The organism is Lactobacillus equicursoris DSM 19284 = JCM 14600 = CIP 110162 (assembly GCF_001434815.1).
Lineage (GTDB): Bacteria > Bacillota > Bacilli > Lactobacillales > Lactobacillaceae > Lactobacillus > Lactobacillus equicursoris.
This window is the reverse complement of sequence record NZ_AZDU01000026.1, coordinates 1-23,345: the sequence shown is the minus strand read 5'-3', so window position 1 is coordinate 23,345 and position 23,345 is coordinate 1. Positions and strand designations below refer to the sequence as shown.

Annotated in this window: 23 protein-coding genes; 4 read left to right on the top strand and 19 right to left on the bottom strand. The window is 46.8% G+C overall.

Annotation, left to right across the window (positions count from 1 at the left end; translation table 11 throughout):
* Positions 1–137 precede the first annotated feature (137 nt).
* Both FC20_RS06135 and FC20_RS06130 read left to right on the top strand, forming a co-directional pair.
* Complete coding sequence (locus FC20_RS06135; protein ID WP_039943439.1) at positions 138–2,069, top strand: sucrose-specific PTS transporter subunit IIBC; 1,932 nt, start codon at positions 138–140, stop codon at positions 2,067–2,069.
* 166 nt (positions 2,070–2,235) lie between these two features.
* Positions 2,236–3,315: a 6-phosphofructokinase gene (locus FC20_RS06130; protein WP_008460759.1), complete on the top strand. Its 1,080-nt coding sequence runs from the start codon at positions 2,236–2,238 to the stop codon at positions 3,313–3,315.
* A 132-nt stretch (positions 3,316–3,447) separates the two neighbouring features.
* Here FC20_RS06130 and FC20_RS06125 read toward each other — a convergent pair whose 3' ends face one another.
* The 10 genes from FC20_RS06125 to FC20_RS10350 all read right to left on the bottom strand — a co-directional run bounded on the left by FC20_RS06125 (position 3,448) and on the right by FC20_RS10350 (position 16,891).
* Positions 3,448–5,169 carry a phospho-sugar mutase gene (locus FC20_RS06125; RefSeq protein WP_008460758.1) on the bottom strand — a complete coding sequence of 574 codons (1,722 nt, stop codon included), beginning with the start codon at positions 5,167–5,169 and terminating at the stop codon, positions 3,448–3,450.
* Between the two features lie 21 nt (positions 5,170–5,190).
* The gene (locus FC20_RS06120) at positions 5,191–6,984 is read right to left on the bottom strand and encodes a glycoside hydrolase family 13 protein (protein ID WP_008460757.1); all 1,794 of its coding nucleotides are present in this window, start codon (positions 6,982–6,984) and stop codon (positions 5,191–5,193) included.
* A gap of 2 nt (positions 6,985–6,986) precedes the next feature.
* Positions 6,987–9,428 carry a glycogen/starch/alpha-glucan phosphorylase gene (locus FC20_RS06115; RefSeq protein ID WP_008460756.1) on the bottom strand — a complete coding sequence of 814 codons (2,442 nt, stop codon included), beginning with the start codon at positions 9,426–9,428 and terminating at the stop codon, positions 6,987–6,989.
* A gap of 21 nt (positions 9,429–9,449) precedes the next feature.
* Complete coding sequence (gene glgA, locus FC20_RS06110; protein ID WP_008460755.1) at positions 9,450–10,880, bottom strand: glycogen synthase GlgA; 1,431 nt, start codon at positions 10,878–10,880, stop codon at positions 9,450–9,452.
* Between the two features lie 15 nt (positions 10,881–10,895).
* The gene (gene glgD / locus FC20_RS06105; protein ID WP_039943435.1) at positions 10,896–12,038 is read right to left on the bottom strand and encodes a glucose-1-phosphate adenylyltransferase subunit GlgD; all 1,143 of its coding nucleotides are present in this window, start codon (positions 12,036–12,038) and stop codon (positions 10,896–10,898) included.
* Positions 12,025–13,173: a glucose-1-phosphate adenylyltransferase gene (locus tag FC20_RS06100; RefSeq protein ID WP_008460753.1), complete on the bottom strand. Its 1,149-nt coding sequence runs from the start codon at positions 13,171–13,173 to the stop codon at positions 12,025–12,027. Before FC20_RS06100 ends, glgD begins: the two co-directional genes overlap by 14 nt.
* A gap of 49 nt (positions 13,174–13,222) precedes the next feature.
* Positions 13,223–15,139: a 1,4-alpha-glucan branching protein GlgB gene (gene glgB / locus FC20_RS06095; protein ID WP_008460751.1), complete on the bottom strand. Its 1,917-nt coding sequence runs from the start codon at positions 15,137–15,139 to the stop codon at positions 13,223–13,225.
* Positions 15,140–15,596: 457 nt separating this feature from the next.
* The gene (locus tag FC20_RS06090) at positions 15,597–15,995 is read right to left on the bottom strand and encodes a YkvA family protein (protein ID WP_008460750.1); all 399 of its coding nucleotides are present in this window, start codon (positions 15,993–15,995) and stop codon (positions 15,597–15,599) included.
* A gap of 12 nt (positions 15,996–16,007) precedes the next feature.
* Positions 16,008–16,715, bottom strand: coding sequence for an acetolactate decarboxylase (gene budA / locus FC20_RS06085; RefSeq protein WP_008460749.1), 708 nt, complete (start codon positions 16,713–16,715; stop codon positions 16,008–16,010).
* 23 nt (positions 16,716–16,738) lie between these two features.
* Positions 16,739–16,891: a hypothetical protein gene (locus FC20_RS10350; protein WP_008460748.1), complete on the bottom strand. Its 153-nt coding sequence runs from the start codon at positions 16,889–16,891 to the stop codon at positions 16,739–16,741.
* A 124-nt stretch (positions 16,892–17,015) separates the two neighbouring features.
* On the opposite strand from FC20_RS10350, the gene FC20_RS06080 reads away from it, so the two are divergent.
* Positions 17,016–17,546: a hypothetical protein gene (locus tag FC20_RS06080; protein ID WP_008460747.1), complete on the top strand. Its 531-nt coding sequence runs from the start codon at positions 17,016–17,018 to the stop codon at positions 17,544–17,546.
* Positions 17,547–17,584: 38 nt separating this feature from the next.
* Here the strand turns inward: FC20_RS06080 and FC20_RS06075 are convergent, their stop codons facing one another.
* On the bottom strand, positions 17,585–18,199 hold the full coding sequence (locus tag FC20_RS06075; RefSeq protein ID WP_008460746.1) for a DUF1349 domain-containing protein: 615 nt from the start codon (positions 18,197–18,199) through the stop codon (positions 17,585–17,587).
* 285 nt (positions 18,200–18,484) lie between these two features.
* On the opposite strand from FC20_RS06075, the gene yaaA reads away from it, so the two are divergent.
* Positions 18,485–18,670 carry a peroxide stress protein YaaA gene (gene yaaA / locus FC20_RS06070; RefSeq protein ID WP_008460745.1) on the top strand — a complete coding sequence of 62 codons (186 nt, stop codon included), beginning with the start codon at positions 18,485–18,487 and terminating at the stop codon, positions 18,668–18,670.
* 154 nt (positions 18,671–18,824) lie between these two features.
* Here yaaA and FC20_RS06065 read toward each other — a convergent pair whose 3' ends face one another.
* From FC20_RS06065 to FC20_RS06030, 8 genes are all read right to left on the bottom strand, one after another.
* Complete coding sequence (locus FC20_RS06065) at positions 18,825–19,334, bottom strand: tyrosine-type recombinase/integrase (protein ID WP_155859256.1); 510 nt, start codon at positions 19,332–19,334, stop codon at positions 18,825–18,827.
* A 27-nt stretch (positions 19,335–19,361) separates the two neighbouring features.
* Positions 19,362–20,042: a site-specific integrase gene (locus tag FC20_RS06060; RefSeq protein WP_008460743.1), complete on the bottom strand. Its 681-nt coding sequence runs from the start codon at positions 20,040–20,042 to the stop codon at positions 19,362–19,364.
* Positions 20,043–20,115: 73 nt separating this feature from the next.
* Entirely contained in the window at positions 20,116–20,298 is a 183-nt protein-coding gene (locus FC20_RS06055; protein ID WP_008460742.1) for a helix-turn-helix transcriptional regulator, read from the bottom strand.
* 15 nt (positions 20,299–20,313) lie between these two features.
* Entirely contained in the window at positions 20,314–20,757 is a 444-nt protein-coding gene (locus FC20_RS06050) for a P-loop NTPase family protein (protein ID WP_162254725.1), read from the bottom strand.
* 129 nt (positions 20,758–20,886) lie between these two features.
* On the bottom strand, positions 20,887–21,324 hold the full coding sequence (locus FC20_RS06045; protein ID WP_008460740.1) for a Rep family protein: 438 nt from the start codon (positions 21,322–21,324) through the stop codon (positions 20,887–20,889).
* Positions 21,325–21,505: 181 nt separating this feature from the next.
* Positions 21,506–22,333, bottom strand: coding sequence for an FtsK/SpoIIIE domain-containing protein (locus FC20_RS06040; RefSeq protein WP_008460737.1), 828 nt, complete (start codon positions 22,331–22,333; stop codon positions 21,506–21,508).
* Entirely contained in the window at positions 22,323–22,862 is a 540-nt protein-coding gene (locus FC20_RS06035; protein ID WP_008460734.1) for a hypothetical protein, read from the bottom strand. Before FC20_RS06035 ends, FC20_RS06040 begins: the two co-directional genes overlap by 11 nt.
* Positions 22,863–22,864: 2 nt before the next feature.
* A partial coding sequence (locus FC20_RS06030; RefSeq protein WP_056945339.1) for a hypothetical protein occupies positions 22,865–23,345 on the bottom strand: 481 nt, incomplete at its 5' end.

Sequence of the window (23,345 nt, the reverse complement as noted above, 5' to 3'; positions counted from 1 at the left end):
GACGGGAATTGTTACGTTGACAAAATTTTTTAAAAATTTTTCTGTCAAACGATTGACAGAGATCATAGAAACCGGTATCATATACAGTGAATTAAGAAAAGCGTTTTCAGAGAGTAAGGAGAGTGTTAATCGTGGCAATGGATTACAACGCAGTTGCTAAGCGCGTTATCGCTGATGTTGGCGAAGACAACTTGATCGCAGCTGCTCACTGTGCGACTCGTTTACGGTTGGTCTTGAAGGATGACACTAAGGTCAACCAAGCAGCATTAGACAAAGACCCAGATGTTAAGGGTACCTTTAAGACTGATGGCCAATACCAGATCATCATCGGGCCTGGTGACGTTGACAACGTCTATGACGAATTGATCAAGATGACCGGTCTGAAGGAAGTTTCTACCGACGACTTGAAGAAGATCGCCGCTAACGGCAAGAAGGTCAACCCTGTAATGGCCTTTATCAAGCTGTTGAGTGACATCTTCGTGCCAATCATCCCAGCCTTGGTTGCGGGTGGTTTGTTGATGGCCTTGAACAACTTCTTCACTAGTGCGGGCCTGTTTGGGGCTAAGTCATTAGTTGAAATGAACCCAGCCATCAAGGGCTTGTCTGACATGATTCAAGTAATGTCAGCTGCTCCATTTATGTTCTTGCCGGTTCTGGTCGGCATGTCTGCCGCTAAGCGGTTTGGTGCCAACCAATTCTTAGGGGCCGCAATCGGTTTGATCATGACTACCCCTCAACTGGGCGGGGCTGCTAAGTACTGGAATATCTTCGGCTTGCACGTTGCGCAAACCCAATACACTTACCAAGTTATCCCAGTTTTGGCTGCTATCTGGCTGTTAGCCTTCTTGGAAAAGAGACTGCACAAGGTTCTGCCTTCAGCAGTTGACTTTACCTTTACCCCACTTCTGTCAGTCATGATCACTGGCTTCTTGACCTTCACGGTTATCGGGCCAGTTATGAAGACTGTTTCAGACTGGATTACTAACGGCTTTGTATGGCTGTACAACACTGCTGGCTTTGTCGGCATGGGTCTGTTTGGTCTTTGCTACTCAGCTATCGTTATGACTGGTTTGCACCAAAGCTTCCCAGCCATCGAAACTCAATTGATCGCCGCCTTTGCTAGCGGCAAGGGCGCTGGTGACTTTATCTTCGTTGTTGCATCTATGGCCAACGTTGCTCAAGGTGCAGCCACCTTCGCTATCTGGTTCCTCACTAAGAACAAGAAGATGAAGGGTTTGGCATCATCTGCCGGTGTTTCTGCCCTGCTTGGGATTACTGAACCAGCCCTCTTCGGGGTTAACTTGAAGTACCGCTTCCCATTCTTCTGCGCCTTGATTGGTTCAGGCTTTGGTGCAGCTCTTGCAGGTCTTACCCAAGTTAAGGCCGCTTCCCTGGGTTCAGCTGGTTTCTTAGGCTTCCTTTCAATCTACCCTAAGACCATCCCAATGTACGTTGTATGTGAACTTGTTGCCTTCGCAATTGCTTTTGCCTTGACCATCGTTTGGGGCAAGGGTCACCTGAAGGAAGAAGTTGAAACTGTTGAAGCTCCTGTTTCAGCAGAAGAAGAAACTGCTGCTGAAGAAGCTCCAGCAGCTAGTCAATCAGCAGAAAAGGACGAAGTTATCTTGGCCCCAGTTGCTGGTGAAGCTGAAGACTTGTCTAAGGTTAACGACGAAGTCTTTTCAAAGAAGTTGATGGGTGACGGTGCCGCTATCGTTCCTAGCGAAGGCGCCATCTACTCCCCAATCACTGGTACTGTCAATGTTGCCTTCAAGACCGGCCACGCCTATGGCTTGAAGTCTGACGACGGTGCTGAAATCTTGATCCACGTTGGTCTGGACACGGTCAACTTGGGCGGCAAGCACTTCAAGAGCTTGGTATCTCAAGATCAACACGTTGAAAAGGGCCAAAAGCTTGGCGAAGTTGACCTGGAAGCCGTTAAGGCTGAAGGCTACGACACGACTGTAATGGTTATCGTAACCAACACCCCAGCTTACAGCGAAATTTACCAGACTAAGGAAAGCCAAGTTAAGGCTGGCGACAACTTGCTGGCATTGACTGCTAAGTAATTCAAAAACTATCTACCTACCATGAAAAAACAGTCTGGAGAAATCCAGACTGTTTTTCATGTTAAATCGTAAATATCAATAAGTTTTTTCTTGCATGTTTTTGCCGACATGTCTAAGATAATAATAGCCAAGTTTTAAGAAGAGTTTTGCATGGGGAGGAAGCAACATGACTTTAAGAGTTGGTATTTTAACTAGCGGTGGGGACTGCCAAGCTTTGAACGCAACGATGCGGGGCTTGGCCAAGACCCTTTACAACTGCGTTGACGACGTTGAAATTATTGGTTTTAAGAACGGCTACTACGGCTTGATGCATGAAGACTACATCAAGATGAAGCCCCGGGACTTCTCTGGCATCTTGAACGTGGGCGGGACCATTTTAGGCACTTCCCGTCAGCCCTTCAAGATGATGCGGGTCATCGAAGATGGCTTTGACAAGGTCGCTGCCATGAAGAAGAACTACAAGAAGCTGAACCTGGATGCCTTGGCCGTTTTAGGCGGCAACGGCTCACTTAAGTCAGCCAACATGCTGGCTCAAGAAGGCTTAAACGTGATCGGTCTGCCAAAGACCATCGACAACGACACCTGGGGCACGGACTACACCTTCGGCTTCCAAAGCGCCGTTGACGTGGCAACTCGTTACCTGGACGATATCCACACCACGGCTCAAAGCCACTCCCGGATCTTCGTTGTCGAAGTCATGGGTCACAAGGTTGGCCACATTACCTTGGCTGCCGGCTTAGCAGCTGGTTCTGAAATTATCTTGCTGCCAGAAATTCCTTACAACATTGACGTGGTTGTCAAGAAGATCAAGCAGCGGGAAAAGGCTGGCAAGAAGTTCACCATTATCGCCGCTGCTGAAGGTGCCATCTCTCAAGAAGACGCCAAGCTGTCCAAGAAGAAGTACAAGGCTAAGGTTGCAGCTAGAAACGGCGCTAGTGTTGTCAACGAAATCGCTGCTCAGCTCCAAGAAGCCCTGCCAAAGGCCGAAATTAGAACGGCGGTTATCGGCCACGCACAACGCGGCGGCAACCCTGACGCTTACGACCGGGAAATCTCAACTCGCTTCGGGATTGAAGGCGCCCGCCTGATCATGAACCGGTCATTTGGCCGCTTGGTCGTGATGAAGCAAGGCGAAGTTGACTCAATTGCCTTGGAAGATACGGCAGGCAAGCTTAAGTACGTTAACCCAGCTGGCAAGACGGTTGGCAATGCTCGCCTGATGGGCGTAACCTTTGGCGATATGTAATTGGGCAAAAGTAAATTTAAGTTAAAAACAAAAATTACCATCAAAAAAAGGACTGCAAATGCAGTCCTTTTTCTTCGGCTTAAAATCGCTGTTTTAAGCTCTTTAAGCCGCTGATGATAGTTTTCCTATCTCCTACTTCAAAAGCTCGCTGATGGCGTCTTGGTAGCTTTCAGCAGCCTTTTCGGCAGTTGCAAGATCCTTCTTGTTAACGCCGACATAAGCCTTGATAACTGGTTCGGTACCAGATGGCCGCAAGGCAACCCAGCTTTCGTCATCCAAGAAGTACTTCAAGACGTTTGACTTCGGGAAGCCAGTAAGTGGCGTTTCCTTGCCATCTTCAACCGTTACTTGTTCTTGGTAGTCTTCGATCTTCAAGACCTTGGCACCGTTGATTTCGCTGAGGCGTTCGCTGCGCAGCTTGCTCATCAGTTCAGCCATCTTCTTTTGGCCGCCGATCCCTGGCATTTCGATTGCCCGGGTGATTTCGTAGGCAACGCCGTACTTCTTCCAGATTTCTTGCAAGCCGTCAAAGACCGTCATGCCGCGAGAAGCGTAGTAGCAAGCAACTTCAAAGAACATCAAGGCCCCTTGCATCGCGTCCTTGTCACGGGCAAAGGCTTGGAACAAGTAGCCGTAGCTTTCTTCAAAGCCCATCAGGAACTTGCCGTCGCCTTCCTTGTTCATGCGGTCAACTTCTTCACCGATGTACTTGAAGCCAGTCAAAACTGACTTGGTCTTGATGCCGAAGTCCTTGGCAATCTTGAATGGCAACGCACTTGAAACGATGGAGGTTACGATTTCGTAATCTGGCGTCAACTTGCCTGAGTCCTTCAAGTTTTGCAGCAAGTAGTAAGACATCAAAGTGGCGATTTGGTTCCCAGTCAAGACTTGGAAGTCGCCCTTGTCAGTTCTAACGCAAGCGCCCATTCGGTCAGCGTCTGGGTCGGTGGCAACGATCATATCAGCACCGATTTCGTTGGCCAGTTCTACGCCTGGGTTGAAGACATCTCTAAATTCTGGGTTAGGCTTTTTGCAAGTTGGGAATTCTGGGTCAACAATGGCTTGACTTGGCACTGGGACCACATTGGTAAAGCCACCGCGGCGGAAAGCCCGGTCGTAAAGCATCTTACCAGTACCGTGCAACGGCGTGTAAACGATCTTCAGCTTGTCAGCATTTTCCTTGATCATTTCCTTGTTCACGTTAACCGTGTCAAGCTTTGCCAGGTAAGCTTCGTCTACGTCTTCACCGATCAGTTGCAAAGTGCCATTAGCGCGCAGCTCCTTAACTGGAGCTGCTTCTACGCTGAAGATGTCGTCAACCTTTTGCGCATAGGCAAAAAGACGGTCAGCATTTTCTGGACCCATTTGGGCACCGTCTTCGCCGTAGGCCTTGTAGCCGTTATACTGCTTGGCATTGTGAGAAGCAGTAATGTTGATCCCGGCAAAGGTGTGCAGGTAGCGAACGGCAAAAGACAATTCTGGCGTTGGGCGCAGGTCATCAAAGAGGTAAACGTGAATGCCGTGGGCACCCAATACGCGGGCAGCGTGAGTAGCCAGTTCCCGGGAGTTGTAGCGGGAGTCAAATGAAATTACGACACCGCGCTTCTTAGCCTCTTCCCCGTTTTCGTCAATGAGGCGGGCCAAGCCTTCAGTTACCCGGCCAACCGTGAAAAGGTTGATCCGGTTGGTCCCTGGTTCCAGGAGCCCCCGCATCCCGGCCGTCCCAAAGTTGATGTCTTGACCAAAAGCGTCTTCGATCCACTTTTCGTCTGAGCCAAGTTCGGCCATTTGCTCAGCCAAGTCTTCTGGCAAGGCCGCATTCTTCCATTGTTCAAAGCTTTCTTTTGCGTTCATCTTATTTTCCTTTACATTCTCTTATTTCTTCGCGATCAGAAATGTTTTATGCATATCTGACTTTTTTAATAGGCTTTCCTGATCAAGTATATCACTTACCAGTTCAGCAATCTCTTCTGGCAGGCAGTAAGTTTGAAATTCACCGGCATCCAGGATCACGTCCTGATCGGTCTTGTTGTAGCAGTAAACTACAACTTCCTTTTTATTATATCTGACCAAGGCATTGATGCCAAAGACGATCTTCACAAAGCCGACCTTGCCGTTTACCAAGGCTGGGTTTTGCTTGCGCAAGGAAGCTAGTCTAGCAACCTTTCTTTCCAAAAGCTGACTCTCCTCGCCCCATGGGAAGTAGCGGCGGTTGTCAGGGTCCTTGTCCCCTTCAAGGCCAGCTTCATCCCCGTAGTAAACGCAAGGTACGCCCGGTACAGAGAAGAGCAGGCCAAAGGCCAAGGATACCAGATCCTCATCGCCTCCCAAAACCGTCTTGATTCTTGGCGTATCGTGAGTGCCAATATTGTTCATGCAGTTTTCCAAAAAGGCTTTAGGATAGTTTTCTACCAGTTTCTCCAAGTCGTTCAAAGCTGACAGTTCGTCTTCTTCATTCTTGGCCTGCAAGAGGTCAATGATGAAGTTTCTGATTGGATAATTCATCGTCCCCGTCAAGTTGTCCCCAGCCATGTAGGTCCGGAACTCACTGTTGACGAACTTGTGAGAGGCATCCTCCCACACTTCCCCAATCAAGACGTGGCAGTCTTCATTTTGCAGGCGCTCTCTGATTTCGCGCAGCATCTGCATTGGGAGTTCGTCGGCCACGTCCAAACGCCAGCCGTCAACATGCATCCGGGTCCACTTGGCCAAAACGCCCTTAGGACCGCAGATAAAGTCTTGATAGTCCTTGTTGTGCTTGTTGACTTCTGGCAGGGTAGTTACGCCCCACCAGGACTGGTACTTGTCGGGATAATGAATAAAGTTGAACCAGGAGAAATACTTGCTGTTTTTATCGTTAATCGCTTCTAAAAAGTACTTGCTGTCAGCCCCAACGTGGTTGAAGACCCCGTCCAAGATCAAGGCAATCTTGTTTTGGTGCAGGTCGTGAACAAGCTTTTTAAAATCTTCCTCAGTCCCCAGCATGGGATCAATCTGCAAGAAATCTTGGGTGTCATAGCGGTGGTTGCTAGAAGCTAAGAAAATGGGGTTCAAGTAGATTGCCGTTACGCCCAATTGCTTGAGGTAGGGAATTTTTTGCCTAATGCCTTCAAGGTTACCGCCAAAAAAGTCCCAACGGGCAATGTCGCCTCGCTCATCTTTAATGTAGTAAGGACTGTCTTTCTTCGTTGCGTAGATAAAACTGTCCTTTTTTCTTCCTGTAATCTCGCCGTTAGGGTTGCCGTTGTTGAAGCGGTCTGGAAAAATCTGGTAGACCACGCCCTGGGTATACCAAGGCGCTTGCGGCACCGTCCGGTCGTAGCAAGTCAGCTGGAAGGTCCGCAGGTCGGTATTGTCTTGGGTGATTTCCCCATCGCCAAAGCCGTCTTGGCTTCTTTGCAAGAAGTAGTACTGGTCGTTTTGCTTGACGTTGAAGTAGTAGTAGTAAAGACCAGAAGACCCGATCTTGACACTGGTTTCATACATCTCGGTGTCTGAATTATAAGACAGAGGATAGGCAACCGCGTCTTCATTGACCTTGGTCAGCCATAAGGTGACTTCTTGGATTTCTTCTTCAACTTTTACCGACCAGGTAACTTCGGTATTGGCCTGGATGGCGCCAAAAGGACTCTTGTAACGCTGATCCCAGGATTTAAAAGTGACTTTCATGCTTACCGTGCCTTTTCAGCGTCAATTTCAACTGGATCTAAGTGCCAGATTTCCTTAGCATAGCGTTCAATAGTCTTGTCTGCGTCAAAGCGTTCTGAGTGAGCGATGTTGACCAGGCTCATTTGTGCCCATTGGCGCTTGTTAGCCCAAGTCTTTTCAGCTTCCTTTTGGGCCTTCAGATAGGCTTCAAAGTCGGCCAAAACCAGGAATTGTTCGTTGTCGCCCAAGAAGTTGTCGTAAAGGGCCCGGCCTTCGCCAGCGCAGTTAGGAATCGTGCCGTCGATCAAGGCATCAACTGCCTTCTTCAAAACTGGGTCGCTTTCGTAAAGGTCTCTTGGGTGGTAGTTGTGGTTAGCGTAGTAGCTGTAAACTTCATCCTTATCAAGACCGAAGGCAAAAATGTTTTCTTCGCCAACGGCGTCCTTGATTTCAATGTTGGCCCCGTCCATGGTGGCCACGGTCAAAGCCCCATTAGCCATCAGCTTCATGTTGCTGGTACCGCTGGCTTCCTTGGTAGTCGTGGAGATTTGTTCACTGAGGTCAGCAGCTGGGATAATTTGTTCAGCCAGAGAAACGTTGTAGTTTTCCAGGAAGACAACCTTCAGCTTGCCCTTGATGGCTGGGTCGTTGTTAACCAGGTCAGCTACGGCATTGATCACCTTGATGACTTGCTTAGCAAAGACGTAGCTTGGCGCAGCGATGGCACCAAAGATGACAACCCGCTTTGGGTGGTCGATGCCAGCCTTCAAATCTTGGTACAGCTTCAAAACGTGAAGGAGCTTCAAGGTTTGCCGCTTGTAAGCATGCAGTCTCTTGACTTGAACGTCAAAGATAGCTTCTGGGTCAACGGTGACGCCAGTTCTGTCCTTGATGACCTTGGCCAGCTTCTTCTTGTTGTCTAGCTTGATGGCTTGCAGCTTGGCCAAAACCTTGGTGTCGTGGTAGTACTTTTCAAATTTCAGCATTTCCTTGCTGTTAAAGCGCCACTTGGTCCCGATGGTGTCGTCCAAGAGCTTGGCCAGTTCTGGGTTGGCCAATTGGATCCACCGTCTTAAAGTGATCCCGTTGGTCTTGTTGTTGAAGCGGTCTGGGAAGAGCAGGTAGAAGTCTTTCAAAACTTCGGTTTCCAGAAGCTGAGTGTGCAGAGCTGCCACCCCGTTGACTGAGTGAGAGCCAATGATGGCCAGGTGAGCCATGTGCACTTGGTTGTTTTGGATGATCCGAGTTCTTTGGATGACATCGCCTGAAACCTTGCCTTCAAGAGACAAGACGTAGCGGCGGTCGATTTCTTGGATGATTTCGATCAAACGTGGCAAAAGTTGGCCAAACATGCCCAGGTCCCATTTTTCCATGGCTTCAGCCATGATGGTGTGGTTGGTGTAGCTCATTACCTTTTGCGTTACTTCCCAAGCTTCATCCCAGTCCATCCGTTCCCGGTCAACCAAAAGCCGCATCAGTTCAGCCACGCACATGGCTGGGTGAGTGTCGTTGATGTGAACGGCAACGTACTTAGGCAAGTTCTTCAGTTCTTCTTCGCCGTAGTCCTTGATGAAGTTGTTTAAGATGCTTTGCAGACCTGCAGAAACGAAGAAGTATTCTTGCTTCAGCCGCAAAAGCTTGCCTTCATAGCTGGAGTCGTCTGGGTAAAGAATGGAAGTCAAGTCTTCTACCTTGCGCCGGTCTTCAATAGATGGATACTTTAATTCGTCTTCTGGAGCGATTTCTGCATCCCACAGGCGCAAAGTGTTGGTCACGCCGTTGTGGTAGCCAACCAGGGCGACGTCATAAGGAACAGCGCGAACTACATCGCAGCCTTCGTATTGCGGGGTCATCCAGCCATGGTCGTCAACCATGTTGACATGGCCGCCGAAGTAAACTGGTACAGACTTGCTTTCCCGGCGAACTTCCCAGTAGTCGCCCTGCTTCAGCCAGTCGTTTGGCAATTCTCTTTGATAGCCGTTAACGAACTTTTGCTTGAAGAGGCCGTACTTGTAGCGAATGCCGTTACCGTTGCCGGCATAGCCAGTTGAAGCTAAAGAATCCATGAAGGCGGCAGCCAAGCGGCCAAGACCACCATTACCCAGGGCCATGTCTGGTTCTGCTGAGGCAATTTCGTCTAAGTCCAGGCCGTATTCAGCCAGGGCTTCCTTAGCCGTATCCAGCCAACCCAAGTTGAGCAGGTTGCTCTTGAGCAAAGTCCCAGGCAAAAATTCGATTGAGAAGTAGTAGACTTGCTTGTGGTTGTTGGTCGTTTCAGCAATTCTGGTTCTGCGCCACTTGCTGGAGTAGCCATCTTGCACAATTGAAACCAAAGCAGCAAAGACGTCTTCCTTAGAAGCTTCTTCTACGCTTTCTTCAAAGTGGCGGCCGAGCTTGGATTCAAGCCGTTCCTTAAATTCCTTAACGCCAATCGTGCTGGTGCTTGCTGATTTGCTTAAAGTCATTTTTGTCTTCCTTATCTATATCTATCCAAGTAATTCGCCGTACATCCATTGGTACTTGCTTGCGGAATTCTTCCAAGAGAAGTCGGACCGCATGGCCGTTCTTTGCGCCTTAGCCCACTTTTCCTTTTCGTGGTAGAGCTCAAGCATCTTCTTGATGGCTTCAACCATTTGGTAGCCGCTGAATTCGCGGAAGCCAAAGCCGTCGCCTTCGTTCTTGGTCTTGTCATAGATCCAAACCGTATCAGCCAAGCCGCCAATTTGGTGAACAATTGGCAAAGTACCGTAGCGCAGAGCAATCAATTGGGACAAGCCGCATGGCTCAAAGGCAGATGGCATTAAGAAGGCGTCAGCCCCGGCGTAGATCTTTTGAGCCAGGTTCACGTCAAAGGCCAGGATCAGCTTGAACTTGTCTGGGTGGCGGCTGGCAATGTCGCTTAAGGCATGTTCAAAGTATTGGTCCCCGTTGCCGAGCAAGACTACTTGGACGTCAAACTGCAAGATGTTGTCGAGTTCTTCCAAAAGCAGCTGGCAGCCCTTTTGTGCAGTCAAGCGGGTAACCATCCCGATGAGCGGCGTAGTCGGTGCAGCTTCCAGGCCCACTTGCTTTTGCAGGTCGGTCTTGTCGCGGCGCTTGTGCTTCAAGTGGTTGACATCGTAGCGAACTCTGATGACCGGGTCAGTTGCTGGGTTGTACTTTTCAAAGTCAATCCCGTTCAAGATGCCGACCAGCTTGTAGTTGACGTCTCTCAAGATGCCATCAAGGCCTTGGCCAAATTCCGGCGTTTGAATTTCGTTTGCGTAAGATGGGCTAACCGTGGTTACCTTATCAGCGTACAAGATCCCGGTCTTCATCCAGTTGACGTCGTTGTTGAAGCGAACCGTACCGTTGTCAAACCATTCATAACCTAGGCCAAAGAAGTTTGGCAGGGTCTTGGCATCATACTTGCCTTGGAATTCCAGGTTGTGGATAGTCAAAACCGTCTTGATGCCGCGGTAGGCGTCAACGAAGCCCCACTTTTCCCGCAAGAGGAATGGTATAAAGGAAGTGTGGTAGTCGTTGCAGTGCAAGACATCTGGAATGAAGTTGTAGCGTTCCATCATCATGATGACTGCCTGCTGGAAGAAGGCATAGCGCTCGCCATCGTCGTAGTAGCCATAGATGCCTGGGCGCTTGAAGTAGTACTCGTTGTCGATAAAGAAGTACTTAACCCCATTTCTTTCCAGGGTCAACACGCCGCAGTTTTGGTTGCGCCAGCCAACTGGCACGTAAAAGTCGCCTTGGAATTCCAGTTGTTCACGGTATTCTTCTGGCATGTCTTGGTAAAGTGGCAGAGCAACTGCTACTTCGTCGCCATCTTTAGCCAATTGATTAGGCAAGGCGCCTAAAACATCGCCCAAGCCGCCAGTCTTAAAGAAAGGTGCACATTCAGCACCAACAAATAAGATTCTCACGATTCATCCTCCTACTTATTCCAAAACGAAGTCCTTATCAACGACAGTGCCCTTCTTGATGACTACTGGCGTGTCAGGCTTGCCCTTCACGGTTACGCCCTTTTCGACGACTACGTTCTTGTCCAAGATGGCGTATTCTACGTCAGCCCCGCTCTTGATCCGGCAGTTGGCCATGATCACGGAGTTCTTAGTCGTGCTGTCCTTGGCGAAGCCGACTCTTCTAGAAACAACGCAGTTCTTGACTTCACCTTTGACCTTGCAGCCAGTAGCGATCAAGGTGCTCTTGACGTCAGAGTCCTTGTCGTAATAAGTGCCAACTTCGTTTCTGATCCGGGTGATGATCTTTTGGCTGCCGTAAAGCAGTGAGTCGCGCTTGTCCTTGTCCAGCATGTCCATGTTGGCTTGGTAGTAGCTGTTTACGTCATGGATGTTTCTTAAGTAGCCAGTGTATTCATAAGCACTAGCCTTTTCCTTCACTGACAAGTAGGCCAAGCGTTCAGCAACGTCGTAAGCCAAGCTGCTCTTTTGGGCCTTTTCCAGTTGGTGGATCAGCCAGTCAGTGTCCATCACGTAGACATTGGTAGCCAGGTTGTATGGGCCTTCTTCGCTCAGGTCGATGGCTTCATCTTGGTCAACGACCACATTGCCATCGCTCAAGATAAAGGCGTGGTCGTCTGATGCCAGGTTGCCCTTTTCAACGCGCTTGAAGACAGTAGTGATGTGACCGCCATTTGATTGGTGGAAGTGCAAGATGGCTTGCAAGTCAAAGTTGGCAGCCATCTTGTTGCCGATGAAGACTGTGTAAGGCATCTTGCAGGTCTTCAAAAAGAGGATCAAATCGTTAAAATATTCTTCCCCTCTTGCCCGGCGCTGCATCAAGTTTTGGTAAAAGTCCAGGTATTCGTAGGCACCAATCGTGTCTAAGCCCCATTCCTTGCCCCCGCCAAGGTGGTCCAGGTAGGATCTAACCTTTTCTTGGCTGATTAAGGTGTAAATGTGGTTGATGCCCGCGTTGACGATGCTGGACAGGGCAAAGTCCATCAAGCGGTACTTGCCGGCGAAGTAAAGAGTTGACAGGGCTCTTTCATCCGTCAAAGGCTTTAATTGGCTGTATTCGTGCTGGTTGCTAAAAATTGCGCACATCTTACTTGTTTTCATTTGGTAACACTCCGATCTTTTCACCATTGCCAACTACGGCAATCTTGCCATCTTCTTCTGCAACCACTGAGTTGCTGCCGATAATTGCGTTTTCGCCAACGATTGCCTTGTGGATCTTAACGTTCTTGCCGATCTTGGCACCAGGCATGATGACGGAGTCAACGATTTCTGACCCCTTTTGGACGTCAACGTTAGCAGAAATGATTGAGTGTTCGATCTTGCCATCGATGTAGCAACCGTCCACGATCATGGAGTTCTTGACTTCAGCGTCTTCAGTAATCATTTGCGGAGCGTCAATGGTGTTCTTGGAGTAGATCCGCCAGCTGCGGTCGTCTAAGTCTAAGCCGTCTGACCCATCCAAGAATTCCATGTTGGCTTGCCAGAGGGAGTCGATCGTACCAACGTCCTTCCAGTAGCCGGAGAATTGGTATGAGAAGACTCTTTCGTCACTCTTTAAGTAGTAAGGAATAACGTTCTTCCCAAAGTCGACCATGTCGTCAGCCGTAGCAAAGCCGGCAGTCAAGACTTCTCTCAGGCGCTTCCAATTGAAGATGTAGATCCCCATGGAAGCGTGGTTGCTCTTTGGTTCAGCTGGCTTTTCTTCAAATTCGATGATCCGGCCGCTGGAGTCGGTGTTCATGATCCCAAAGCGCGGTGCTTCATCCCATGGCACATCAATAACGGCAACCGTCAAAGAAGCATGGTTCTTTTCGTGTTGTTCCAGCATGTCGGCATAGTCCATCTTGTAGATGTGGTCACCTGACAGGATCAAAACGTATTCTGGGTCTTGGCTGTCAATGTAGTCAATGTTTTGGTAGATGGCGTGAGCCGTCCCTTCAAACCACTTGCTGCCGCCGTTGTCGGTATATGGCTGCAAGATAGTGGCACTAGAGTTCAGCCCGTCAAGCCCCCAGCTTGAACCATTACCGATGTGATTGTTCAATTTCAATGGTTCATATTGGGTGATAACGCCGACGTTGCGGACGCCTGAATTTGCGCAGTTGCTCAGCGGGAAGTCGATAATCCGGTAACGGCCGCCAAATGGCACGGCTGGCTTAGCCTGATTTGCAGTTAATTTGCCAAGCCGGGTCCCCTTGCCCCCGGCCAGGATTAGACCTAGCATTTTTGTACTCATAATAAAAATCCTTCTCTACTTTATCTCTTCACATTATCTGTACTAACGACTATTTGCTTTTAACCTGTTTAGCCTTTTTAGTACGCCTTCTCTTGATAACTACTTTCTCTGGCTTAAGAATCATGGCACTGAAGCCCGGTAGGTCAACAGAAATTTGGTAGTCAAAATTCTTAAACTTTTTCTCTTCGGCAGTCATCGTTTGTGGTTTCGCGGTCCAATCACCGCCATATTCACTGCGTGAGCTGTTTAAGGCTTCTTGGTAGGTGCCTGCATATGGCACGCCAACCTTAAACCCTTTTCTTTCAACTGGCGTAAAGTTGAGCAAGACGATGACAAAGTCATGTCTTACCTTGCCTTGTCTGATAAAGGACAAGACTGACTGATCACGGTTGTCGGCATCGATAATTTCAACTGAGCGCTCTTCTTGCTCGAGCTGCCACAAGGCTGGCTCATTCAGGTAGAAGTGGTTCAAGTCGCGGTTGAACTTCAGCATCTTGGCGTTTAGCTCATCATCTAAAGAGGACCATACCAGGCCTTCGTTGTAGCGCCATTCGATGTATTGACCAAATTCCCCGCCCATGAACAAAAGCTTCTTGCCTGGATAAGTCATCAGCATAGTGTTCAAGTTACGAAGTTGGGCAAACTGGTCAGGCCGGTCGCCAAACATCTTGTTCATCAAGCTGCGCTTGCCATGAACGACTTCGTCGTGGGACAGTGGCAAGATAAAGTTTTCACTCATCCGGTACATAAAGGAGAAGGTCGACAGGTCGAAATTGTCCTTTCTAAAGAGCGGATCCATTGAGTAAAAGCGCAATTCATCGTTCATCCAGCCCATATTCCACTTGTAGTCAAAGCCGAGACCGCCATCCTCAACGCGGCCCGTAATCTTGACTTGGGAAGAACTTTCTTCGGCAATTAACAGGCATTCTGGGTGCATCCCCTTGATGACTTTGTTGAACTTGTGCAAAAATTCAATGCCTTCAATGTTGCGGTTGCCACCATATTGGTCTGGCTTCCACTCGCCTGGGCCCCGGTCATAGTCGCGGTACAGCATGTTGGATACTGCATCGACTCTTAACCCGTCCAGGTGGTAGTATTCCAGCCAAAACAGGGCGCTGGACAACAAGAAAGACTGCACTTGCGGCTTGCCCAGGTCAAAGTTCAAGGCCCCCCAGCCCTTATTTTGCGCCCGCCAGCCTTCTTCAAATTCGTAAGTTGGCGTGCCGTCATAGTAGGCCAAGGCATCATTATTGATGCAAAAGTGCCCAGGAACCCAGTCGGCCAAGACCCCAATATTTTCCTTGTGGCAGGCTTCCACGAAATCTTGCAGATCTCGCGGCTCTCCGTAAGCCCGCTCTAAGGCAAAGTAGCCAGTCGTCTGGTAACCCCATGACGCATCTAGTGGGTGCGCCGTTAAAGGCAGGAATTCAATGTAGTTGAAGCCTTGCTCTTTAACATAAGGAATGAGTTCCTGTTGCAGGTCCTTTAAGGTATAAAGACTGCCGTCTTCATGCTGCTTCCAGGAATTGACGTGAACCTCGTAGATATTGATTGGCCGGGCAAAGTGATTTGACCGCTTGTGCCAGCCAAACCATGCTCCATCAGTCCAGTGCTTTATTGGCAAATCTGAAATTACGGCTGCGTTGCCGGGACGCGGTTCATATTCAAGGGCTACTGGGTCAAATTTCATGACTTCTTTGCCATCAGCCTGCTTGACTAAGAACTTGTAAAGCTGTCCTGGTCTGGCATCAGCAGTTGCGGTTTCCCAAACGCCGTAACTGTTTTTGGCCATTGGCAAAGTTTTCTCCCAATTATTAAAATCGCCAACTAGCCAAACCTGCTGGGCATGCGGTGCCCACACGCGGAAGACATGGGAGTCCCCTTGCTTGTGGCAGCCCAAGTACAGATGCAGGTACAGGTCATCGCCGGCCGCAAAATTCTGCAAATGTTGCTCTAGCTCGTCCATTTCTTACCCCACTTTCTCTAAAATATCACTTAAATATATAAAAACAGCAAATTTCTCTGCTAAAACGCTGTAAGCGTTTTTTGCCCACTTACATTATAAGCTGTTTCGTGCACAATTTCAGTATAAAAAATGAATTTTCTCAAAAAAGCATTTTTTAAGCATGAAATCAGATTTTATCTGATTTTTCGCTTATTTTTATAGCTGAAATCGAATGATCATCTCCGCTTATATCCTTGCAAGCATTCCAAATATACAATACCACACTCTTATTTAATTTTCATTCGATTGCAAAAACACGTTTAAGCGATTACCTCAATACTGTGCACGTATAGCATTCGGGTGAATAATTAAAAAGTTTTCATTAGTTCTGCGATATTTTCGATAAATTTGGGTATATTTTTGCTTTTTCCGTATTTTTTCAATTCTTTTAGCGAAAAAAATAAACTCCTAAGTTTCCTTAGGAGTTTATTTTGCTATCATTTGTGCTAATGACGGCTTTCGCAATCAGCCAAATAATCAATAGCCAGAAAATAATAATCGGCAAAGCGTAGTACCATTTCTTGGGCTTGCCCTGCTCCCACATGCCGCGGCTCTTTTCTAAGCACCGCTTCCAAACGGGCTGGGGAATCAGTTTGATGCTGAGGGCCGCTAAGAGGGGCAAAATGACGGCATCGTTTAAATAGCCTAATACCGGGATGAAATCGGGAATCAGGTCAATCGGCGACAAGGCATAGGCAATGGTCAAAAAGGCCAGGATTTTAGCCAAAATCGGCGTTTCTCGGTCATTAAAGGCCAAGAACAAGGCTGGCAGGGTCGTCTTCAGCTGGCTGAGGGATTGCTTGATTTTTTCCTTCATAAAAATTCCATTCTAGTGCTCTGCTTGGCGAATCTGGGCATTTAGCTGGTCAGTGTCGATACGCTTTTTAAAAAAGTCAGCATTATCTACTGGCAAATGGAGGTTGAAATTGACGAAGGGCTGGATGGTCAGTTCCCCGTCTTTAACCGCCATGTCCAGGATGTGACCGCCCAGCTGGTGATTATCGCTCAAATAATGAAGGTGAAAGCCACTTGAGGCCACGCCTTGGTAAAGGTCGGGCGCGTAGTAGCCGATGACAGTGCCTTTGGTGTCTTCTCCCGTAAAAATAGCCTGCTGGTCGGCTACTTCGACTAGGCCAGGGTAAGGCTTTTCTTGCTTAAAGACAGTCCGGGTCGTCATCTTGGCAAAAGTTCCAGTGATCTTGACCGCAAAAAAGACGTTGCGGGAATTTTCCTGGAGAATTTTGGCTTCTAGATCATCCACAGATAAATTGGTGATCGACTGAAAATTTTTCACCTCATCAAAGTGGACGCAGGCAAAGGGCACGGTTACGTCCCCGGCCAATTCTTCCACCGTGCCGTCCCGGCGGATGGTGTAGGCGTGTCCGCCCAAAACCACCATTTCCCCGTCCAAACCCGCACAGGTGCCAATGCCGGAGTCACCGTGCTCAAGCAGGCTGCTGACCGGCAGCGTCCCGTCAAACAGACCCGAGATCAGCATCGCCAAAGTCCCATGTTGATAAACCGTATCTTCTTCCATGTTTCTTGTCCTTTCCATTTGACTCAGTGACCGGCTCGCGGCAAGTTGTCAAAGACTAAACCCAGGATGGCCAGGATGATTACGCTGCCCCAAATCTTGGGGCTTTTGGTGAAAAAGGCACACAGGATCATCACTGCCAGCACCGTGAGCAGGTCGCGCGCGTTCTTTCGATTCATCAAATCCACCTGCTTTCTTGCCTATCATTATAAGCTTTTTCAAAAAATAAGCATCCCTTTGGCCGCTTTCAATTTAGAAGCTATAATAATCATGTCATTAATAGATTAATCAGGAGGAATCTTAGTGTACATCAAGATGAAAAAAATTCTGATCCCTTTAGCATGTCTGTCTGCCCTGACCTTATCCGCCTGCCAGACTTCGACCAAGCCGACTGGGCAAGCTTCGTCATCCAAGACGGCCAGCACTCACAAGTCATCTTCCAAGTCTAAAGCTGCTCCAAAGGAAAACAGCCAGGCCAAAAAGCCAAAGTCAGCCAAGCAGTCAAGTGCCGTCAAAAATAGCAGCTCATCTGCCAGCTCAAAAGCCAGTTCATCATCCAGCAGTCCTACTAGTTCCAGCAGCTCAAGCAGTGCCGCCAGTTCCAGCAGCTCCAGCAGCTCCAATGCTCCTGCTGGCTACCAAGCACTGTTTGAAGGGGAAACGCTCACCAGCTTCGTCAACAAATATGGCGAATCCCCCGCTGCCTATCTCTCCGAACACTACGGCCTAAGCCCCAAAGAAGCCTTGTATGCCACGCCAGATTCCCTGGAAACCTTCGGTGAGATGCAGTCTGAAAGCATGTACCGCAAAGGACAAGATCCATTCGCGAACTAACCAAAAAATCCGTTCCCAAGTTCCGGGAACGGATTTTTCTATTCTAAATCTGAATCGGCTGCTTGGCCGTCATGCTTTTTCCACTGGCAGTCGGTCAATTCCAGCTGGCTGAACGTGGCCTTAAAGGATGAATCCTCCGGACTGCAGGCGTAGATGCCAAAACGAATCGTCCCGCCTCCCTCCAGCATGTGGCAGATCCGCATCTGCTTGTAAGTCACGCCGTCTTCTGAGCATTCGATGCAATAGTCGTCTTCCCTGCGGCTGAGCCGGTACCACATTGACTTGACCGTGGCCGGAATTTCTGTCGTGGCCCAGTCCGAATAGCCATGGTTGGTCACCACGCTGCCCAAGTGCTGGAAAGCGTCATTCTCATACTCAATTGACCCCTTGAGCCAGTTCTCGCTGTCAAGATACATGACCACCCCGCACTGGTCAAAGCGGTGGTGACTGGCAAAGTCGGTTTTAACGATGAACGAAAAGAATTTGTCATCGCTTGCCAGCTGCAAAACTGGCGCGTTGTCATTGCGGAAATGGTAGTAGGTCCGTTGCCACAAGTCCGTGTGCGGCTTGGTCACGATCTCAATCTTGTCATCTGAAATAATAAAGTCCGCTGGCTCTCTGGTCCAGGTCATTTGTTCGACTGGAAATTTCATCTTTTGGCTCTCCCTAATTCATCACGTGCTTTTTATTGATTATTATATCGTAGAATTCAGACTCCTAGTCACGCACCTCGGAAAAATATTTTTTCCAAGAAGATAGGCATTTTCATTAAAAAATCGCCACCAAGCCGCCACTCGTTTGTCTATTGTTACTAAAAGCCGGTTCTAGCTGGCAACACGAGCGCGATCAAGAAGATCAATGCTGCCTGGCAAATAGACTATGAGAACAACCAGCATAATTTCGCCCTCATGAAAGAGGCAGCTCAAACGCCCACAATCATGGCTTTCATTGGCATCCACGCCAAGATGTCCCGCGGGGACATGGTCCGCTTTATGGCCGAAAGAGCTGTTACGGATGCAGAAGAACTCAAGAATTTTGCCGACTTTGGCTATGAATTCTGTCCACAGGCCAGCACGCCGGCCAAGTTCGTCTTCCGGACCGACTACGATTTCAAAAGGAAATAGAAAAAGACCGCCAGATCTTTTGATCTAGCGGTCTTTCTGATGCGTGCCAATTATTGGAATTTAGGTACTAACTGTAAAAGCCTATTCTCTAGGACTTTTTGAAGCTTAAATTTTTAACCTGTGTCAGAGTCTGTGTCAGACCCTCAGAAATCATCTATTTGCCAATAAGGTCCAACATCTCTTTGTTTTTATCTGGATCAACATGGACATAGGTCTTCAGAAACATGTCTACCGTGTGTCCGAGCCGAGAGGCTGCCCATGGATAGTTCATTTGAGGAATTGCTGCGACCTTAGAGGCAACTGTATGCCTACAGTTGTACATGCTGATATCCTTTGGATCATGATCAATTCCTACCAGTTTAACAATCCGTTTCAAAACAATGTTGGTGTTCTGTTGGCCAATAGGGATTCCCAAAGTTGCCAACCTGTAATCAGTCAGATTCAGAAAAATATAATCAGTTTGATCAACAATTTTTTTCTCTTCCAAGATTTGCTTCTGCTGGTCATGGAACTCCATCAATAACCTATAAACATCTTCATCTAAAGGAAGCGTTAATCTAGATTCCCCAGAAGGACGGCTCTTCAAATGACCATTTAAGTGGCGATTCTTTTCATTCCACGAGTCAGAAATCTTAAAAACATGATGACCGTTTTCTTCGATCAACTGTGACCATTTCAAAACTTGAATTTCTTAAGGTCTCATACCTGTTCCACACAGAGCCACAAGAATCATTAACTTAGTCCCCCAAAATTGTGGACGGCTTTTCATGTTTTCAATTTCAAGCATGACCTCAGCTTTAATCCGGCTAATTTCTTCATCAGTAAAAATGTAAGATTCTTTTTTTACTGAGAATTCACCTTTTCTAAAAAACTTAGCCAAAGCCCTGTCAGGTACTGGATTAGGAAGAATAGAATTTTCTTTAAAGAACTGTCTCAAATGCTGCAGACGTCTGCTTACGGTTGAGTCTTTGCTTACCGTTACTCCATGATCCGCAACATACTTTCTGGCAAACCAACGAATATCTTTTTCATCAATATCCCTTAGTTTCGTTTGACCGAAATACTTTTGAACAAGTTTTAAAGTATAGTTCCAGTCTTTCTTGGTTGCATATTCCCAGCGACCTAATTCAGACTCGTTTTTAATATAACGCTCCAAAGATTCAGAAAGAGATGCCTTTTTAGCGTCATAATTGTCATATACCGCTTCTTCAGCTTCTACCAACAGTTTCCGCTCTAATTTTTCAGCATCCTTCTTAGTTCCTTCAACATACTGTGTAGGCACAGAAATCCGAGCACCATTTTTATCTCGTGGCTGAACACGAACCTTCCACATGCCTGCATGTCTGCCTTTTTCCATTAAAGTTACTGCCATTGTTTTTTCTCCTTTGTAATTGAAAAAACAAAAGCATGGTAGCTACATAAAGTATACCATGCTTCCACACTTTTTAGGCTTGATTTCCCCGAGAGGTCAGCCATTGTTTAACTTCTGCTGGCAGATAATATTTCCGGCCCTGCTCCGTGAGTTGGTGGTATGGACACCCGTTTTTGATTAGCTTAAAAAAATACGTGTAACTAATTCCCAATTCATCAGCCATCTGCCTGGCGTTTAATAATTCAGTCCCAAACATAATCTCCCTCCTGCCTTACATCTTAATGATTTTTGAAATCCTTCTTCTCAACTGTTCATATGTGTCAACTCTTTTATCAATAACGTCACAATACTTATAAAAAGCAATTGGTGAATATGGCGTTGTGATCACACAATTTTCAATGTTTAAAGGCGCATTGTGATATCTTCGAGGAGCGTATACGTCATGCTGATACGGGTCTAGTATTCGCAATAAATCACTGTATTTAAAGTCTTGAGGCCGCAAATCGTCCAGAATTACAAAGTGTTTGTCACTTTCATATTCTTGAAAATAATCGTTTGAACTTCCTAAGATAATATACAGTTTTCCACTGTTTTTAGCGAATTCAACCGCTTTGCGAGTTTTACCCGCTCCAGCTGGCCCATATATCCAGATTGTTTCAGTTTTTTGGCCTTCAAATTCCTTAACCCATGCTTGGTGTCTATTCTTGTCTATCAACTGCTGGATTCTGTTGATTGTGTCCAATTTTTTGGCAAACTCGAAATTACCAATATTTTTTTAACAATTCATTTCGGTCAATTTCTTCATTCGCAAATGATTCCAGCCATTAGTTGATATCTTGATCATTTACCCTTCGCTGAATTTTTGAAATCTTTTTTCAAAATCAAAGGATGCAACTACATCTTTCGGATCATAGCTCTTTTTAGTTTCAGAAGCTCCACGTGTGGCATAAATTAGGTAGCTGTATGCATTATTAATTCTCCCCTTCCAGATTTGAACGTATTGGGGCTCGACCTTTAATAAAGAAGAAATTCGGGAAATAGTTTGAGGGTTAGGAAATTTTAAAACAACATGAACATGCGGTTCAACAGTTTCTTGATCCTCCTTGCTGCTAGGCTCTCCTTCATGTACAATATATGCCCACTCGGGTACAGCTGATTCTTCCAGAATTTGAAATAGGTTATCAACAGGATACGGCAACTTCGAAAGCTGTTGAACAACCATGAATTGTCTAGCTCTTGGCTCTTTAATTTCTACTTCTAAGTTGTCTTCAGTGTCGTCCATTTAACTCCTCCTTCCTTGCACAGTTTGCACACTTGAGTTAAGCCATTAATAACAAGCCCAGAATGGCTTAACAATGCTGGCTGACACAGTTTTTACAGTTTGACTTTGACCTTTTTAACGCCGAACGCCAAGCTCAGACGCGTTCCACTTGACAGCCCCAGGGCTGTCAGTCTGTCGGCGACTAGATCCACTGCCAGTAGTCTGTTTCATCAATAAACCAGTTCGGATTAATATTGCTCTCAATGTGGCGAATTACATTTGGAATGTCTAGTGCCATGTAGTTAGGTAATACAAATGGATGCGGTACCTGCCAGTCATTGCCTTCAGCGAAAATCAAGCCGTTACCAATGTAATCAGCCGTAATTGGCAGTTGCTTAGGGTCAACAAATGGATATAGCATTCGTTTAGAGTCATTGTCAGCACTATTGGGACGCATTAGGATTCGTGTATTACACTCCAATGACAACTGGCGTGGAAACGAAGTAGCATCTGGTCGCTGCATGCCTAAACAGAGGAAGAAACCAGCTTGACGCCCAAGCAACAGCAATTTAGCCATATAGCTCAATATTTCGTCCCTGGTCTTCTTATCCAGCAACAAGCTAGCTAATTCGTCAATTGTGATTAGGACAGTTCGATAGACTTTCCCGTCTCTAATCACGGTTGAGAAATCACCGCCAAAATTCGCATTCATGTAACGATAACGGGATTCCATATTTTCGCAAGTTATCCGCAGTAACTTAGCTGCCATAGTTGATGTTGTAACGACTCTCTTATTACCATTATCAAGAAACTCGTTCAAACGACTAAATTCAGCATTTTTTGGGTCAATAAAAAACGAGAGCACACATGGCCCCCGTTCTTCAACAGTCCCCTTGCTAGTCATCGCTCTTAAATTAATTCCCATTAATGCAGTACTTTTAGCAGACCCAGTCACGCCGGAAACAAGAATATGCGGTGATTTTCGCATGTCAAAAGTAGCATCTGGCGTTATGCTAATTTTAAAATTCATCTTCGTTTACTCCATAGTCAATAGGATATGTCAGTACATATGTATAGCCATTATAATCAGTTTTTTTCAAAAAAGCTGAACACTTAAAAGCTAACGAAATATCTTGTGCCAATTCGGCACATTTTTTTGAATTCGCAATACCATTGGGGTCTATCTTCAATTCAATCCCACCACTGTTTTCGAAGAAAAAGAATGTCAGAATTACAGATCTAACAATTATTTTTTGCCCACGACTATTAGTCCGATAGTCCGCTATTCCCGCACTATTGATTAACTTATTAATTTGATAGTCTCCAAAAAACTTAATCATTAACCTCTTACGATCTGTGATCAAGAATTGGATAGCAAGACCGAAAAAAGCAATGTTGTTAAAAATTTGATCAATTTTTAACAAAGTTCCGATCAAGAATATCAACAATAATGGAATTAGTTCTAGTGCTAATAACAAGCTAGTTAATACTGGCATGGGTGTTGGATCGTAGGAATATCCATTAATTTCAACTTTTGCCCATTTAGGAATATTAAGCATTCTTATTCAATTGCCACTCCGATGGCATCCTGGAGTGAGATATCGGTAATAAACATGCTTGATGCAGTCAACCCTTCATTGTTACCAATCGACCAATACATAATATCCTCGAAGCCTACAACAGCTTGAATCGCCCCCAACAACAACGACTGTTGATCTTCCTTTGACAATAAGGGCTTGACGTTCTTCATCTTGATCTGCAGCATCGTACCAACTGGTAACAATTGACTATTGAGCGTGCGCACATCAACAACATCACGCACAGTGCGCTCATTGGTTTGACGGTTAACTGATACTTCTCGATGCTCCGATTCGAGCTTAAACAACGTGCCGATAACAGCCTTCAACGGGGCAGCCGATAATCTAGCGGACTCAATTAATTTCCGTGAGTCTTCTGTGCGAAATGTAGTTTTTTGGTTTGACATTATTTGTGTCTCCTTCTCAATTAATTTGAAGCTTATCATCATCCAGTCCGAAAAGGTA

Bases quoted from the DNA above. Each gene is read 5' to 3' on its own strand.
- FC20_RS06135 (WP_039943439.1), top strand. From the start codon at position 138: ATGGATTACAACGCAGTTGCTAAGCGCGTTATCGCTGATGTTGGCGAA.
- FC20_RS06130 (WP_008460759.1), top strand. From the start codon at position 2,236: ATGACTTTAAGAGTTGGTATTTTAACTAGCGGTGGGGACTGCCAAGCT.
- FC20_RS06125 (WP_008460758.1), bottom strand. From the start codon at position 5,169: ATGAACGCAAAAGAAAGCTTTGAACAATGGAAGAATGCGGCCTTGCCA.
- FC20_RS06120 (WP_008460757.1), bottom strand. From the start codon at position 6,984: ATGAAAGTCACTTTTAAATCCTGGGATCAGCGTTACAAGAGTCCTTTT.
- FC20_RS06115 (WP_008460756.1), bottom strand. From the start codon at position 9,428: ATGACTTTAAGCAAATCAGCAAGCACCAGCACGATTGGCGTTAAGGAA.
- glgD (WP_039943435.1), bottom strand. From the start codon at position 12,038: ATGAAAACAAGTAAGATGTGCGCAATTTTTAGCAACCAGCACGAATAC.
- FC20_RS06100 (WP_008460753.1), bottom strand. From the start codon at position 13,173: ATGAGTACAAAAATGCTAGGTCTAATCCTGGCCGGGGGCAAGGGGACC.
- glgB (WP_008460751.1), bottom strand. From the start codon at position 15,139: ATGGACGAGCTAGAGCAACATTTGCAGAATTTTGCGGCCGGCGATGAC.
- FC20_RS06090 (WP_008460750.1), bottom strand. From the start codon at position 15,995: ATGAAGGAAAAAATCAAGCAATCCCTCAGCCAGCTGAAGACGACCCTG.
- budA (WP_008460749.1), bottom strand. From the start codon at position 16,715: ATGGAAGAAGATACGGTTTATCAACATGGGACTTTGGCGATGCTGATC.
- FC20_RS10350 (WP_008460748.1), bottom strand. From the start codon at position 16,891: ATGAATCGAAAGAACGCGCGCGACCTGCTCACGGTGCTGGCAGTGATG.
- FC20_RS06075 (WP_008460746.1), bottom strand. From the start codon at position 18,199: ATGAAATTTCCAGTCGAACAAATGACCTGGACCAGAGAGCCAGCGGAC.
- yaaA (WP_008460745.1), top strand. From the start codon at position 18,485: ATGGCTTTCATTGGCATCCACGCCAAGATGTCCCGCGGGGACATGGTC.
- FC20_RS06060 (WP_008460743.1), bottom strand. From the start codon at position 20,042: ATGGCAGTAACTTTAATGGAAAAAGGCAGACATGCAGGCATGTGGAAG.
- FC20_RS06055 (WP_008460742.1), bottom strand. From the start codon at position 20,298: ATGTTTGGGACTGAATTATTAAACGCCAGGCAGATGGCTGATGAATTG.
- FC20_RS06045 (WP_008460740.1), bottom strand. From the start codon at position 21,324: ATGGACGACACTGAAGACAACTTAGAAGTAGAAATTAAAGAGCCAAGA.
- FC20_RS06040 (WP_008460737.1), bottom strand. From the start codon at position 22,333: ATGAATTTTAAAATTAGCATAACGCCAGATGCTACTTTTGACATGCGA.
- FC20_RS06035 (WP_008460734.1), bottom strand. From the start codon at position 22,862: ATGCTTAATATTCCTAAATGGGCAAAAGTTGAAATTAATGGATATTCC.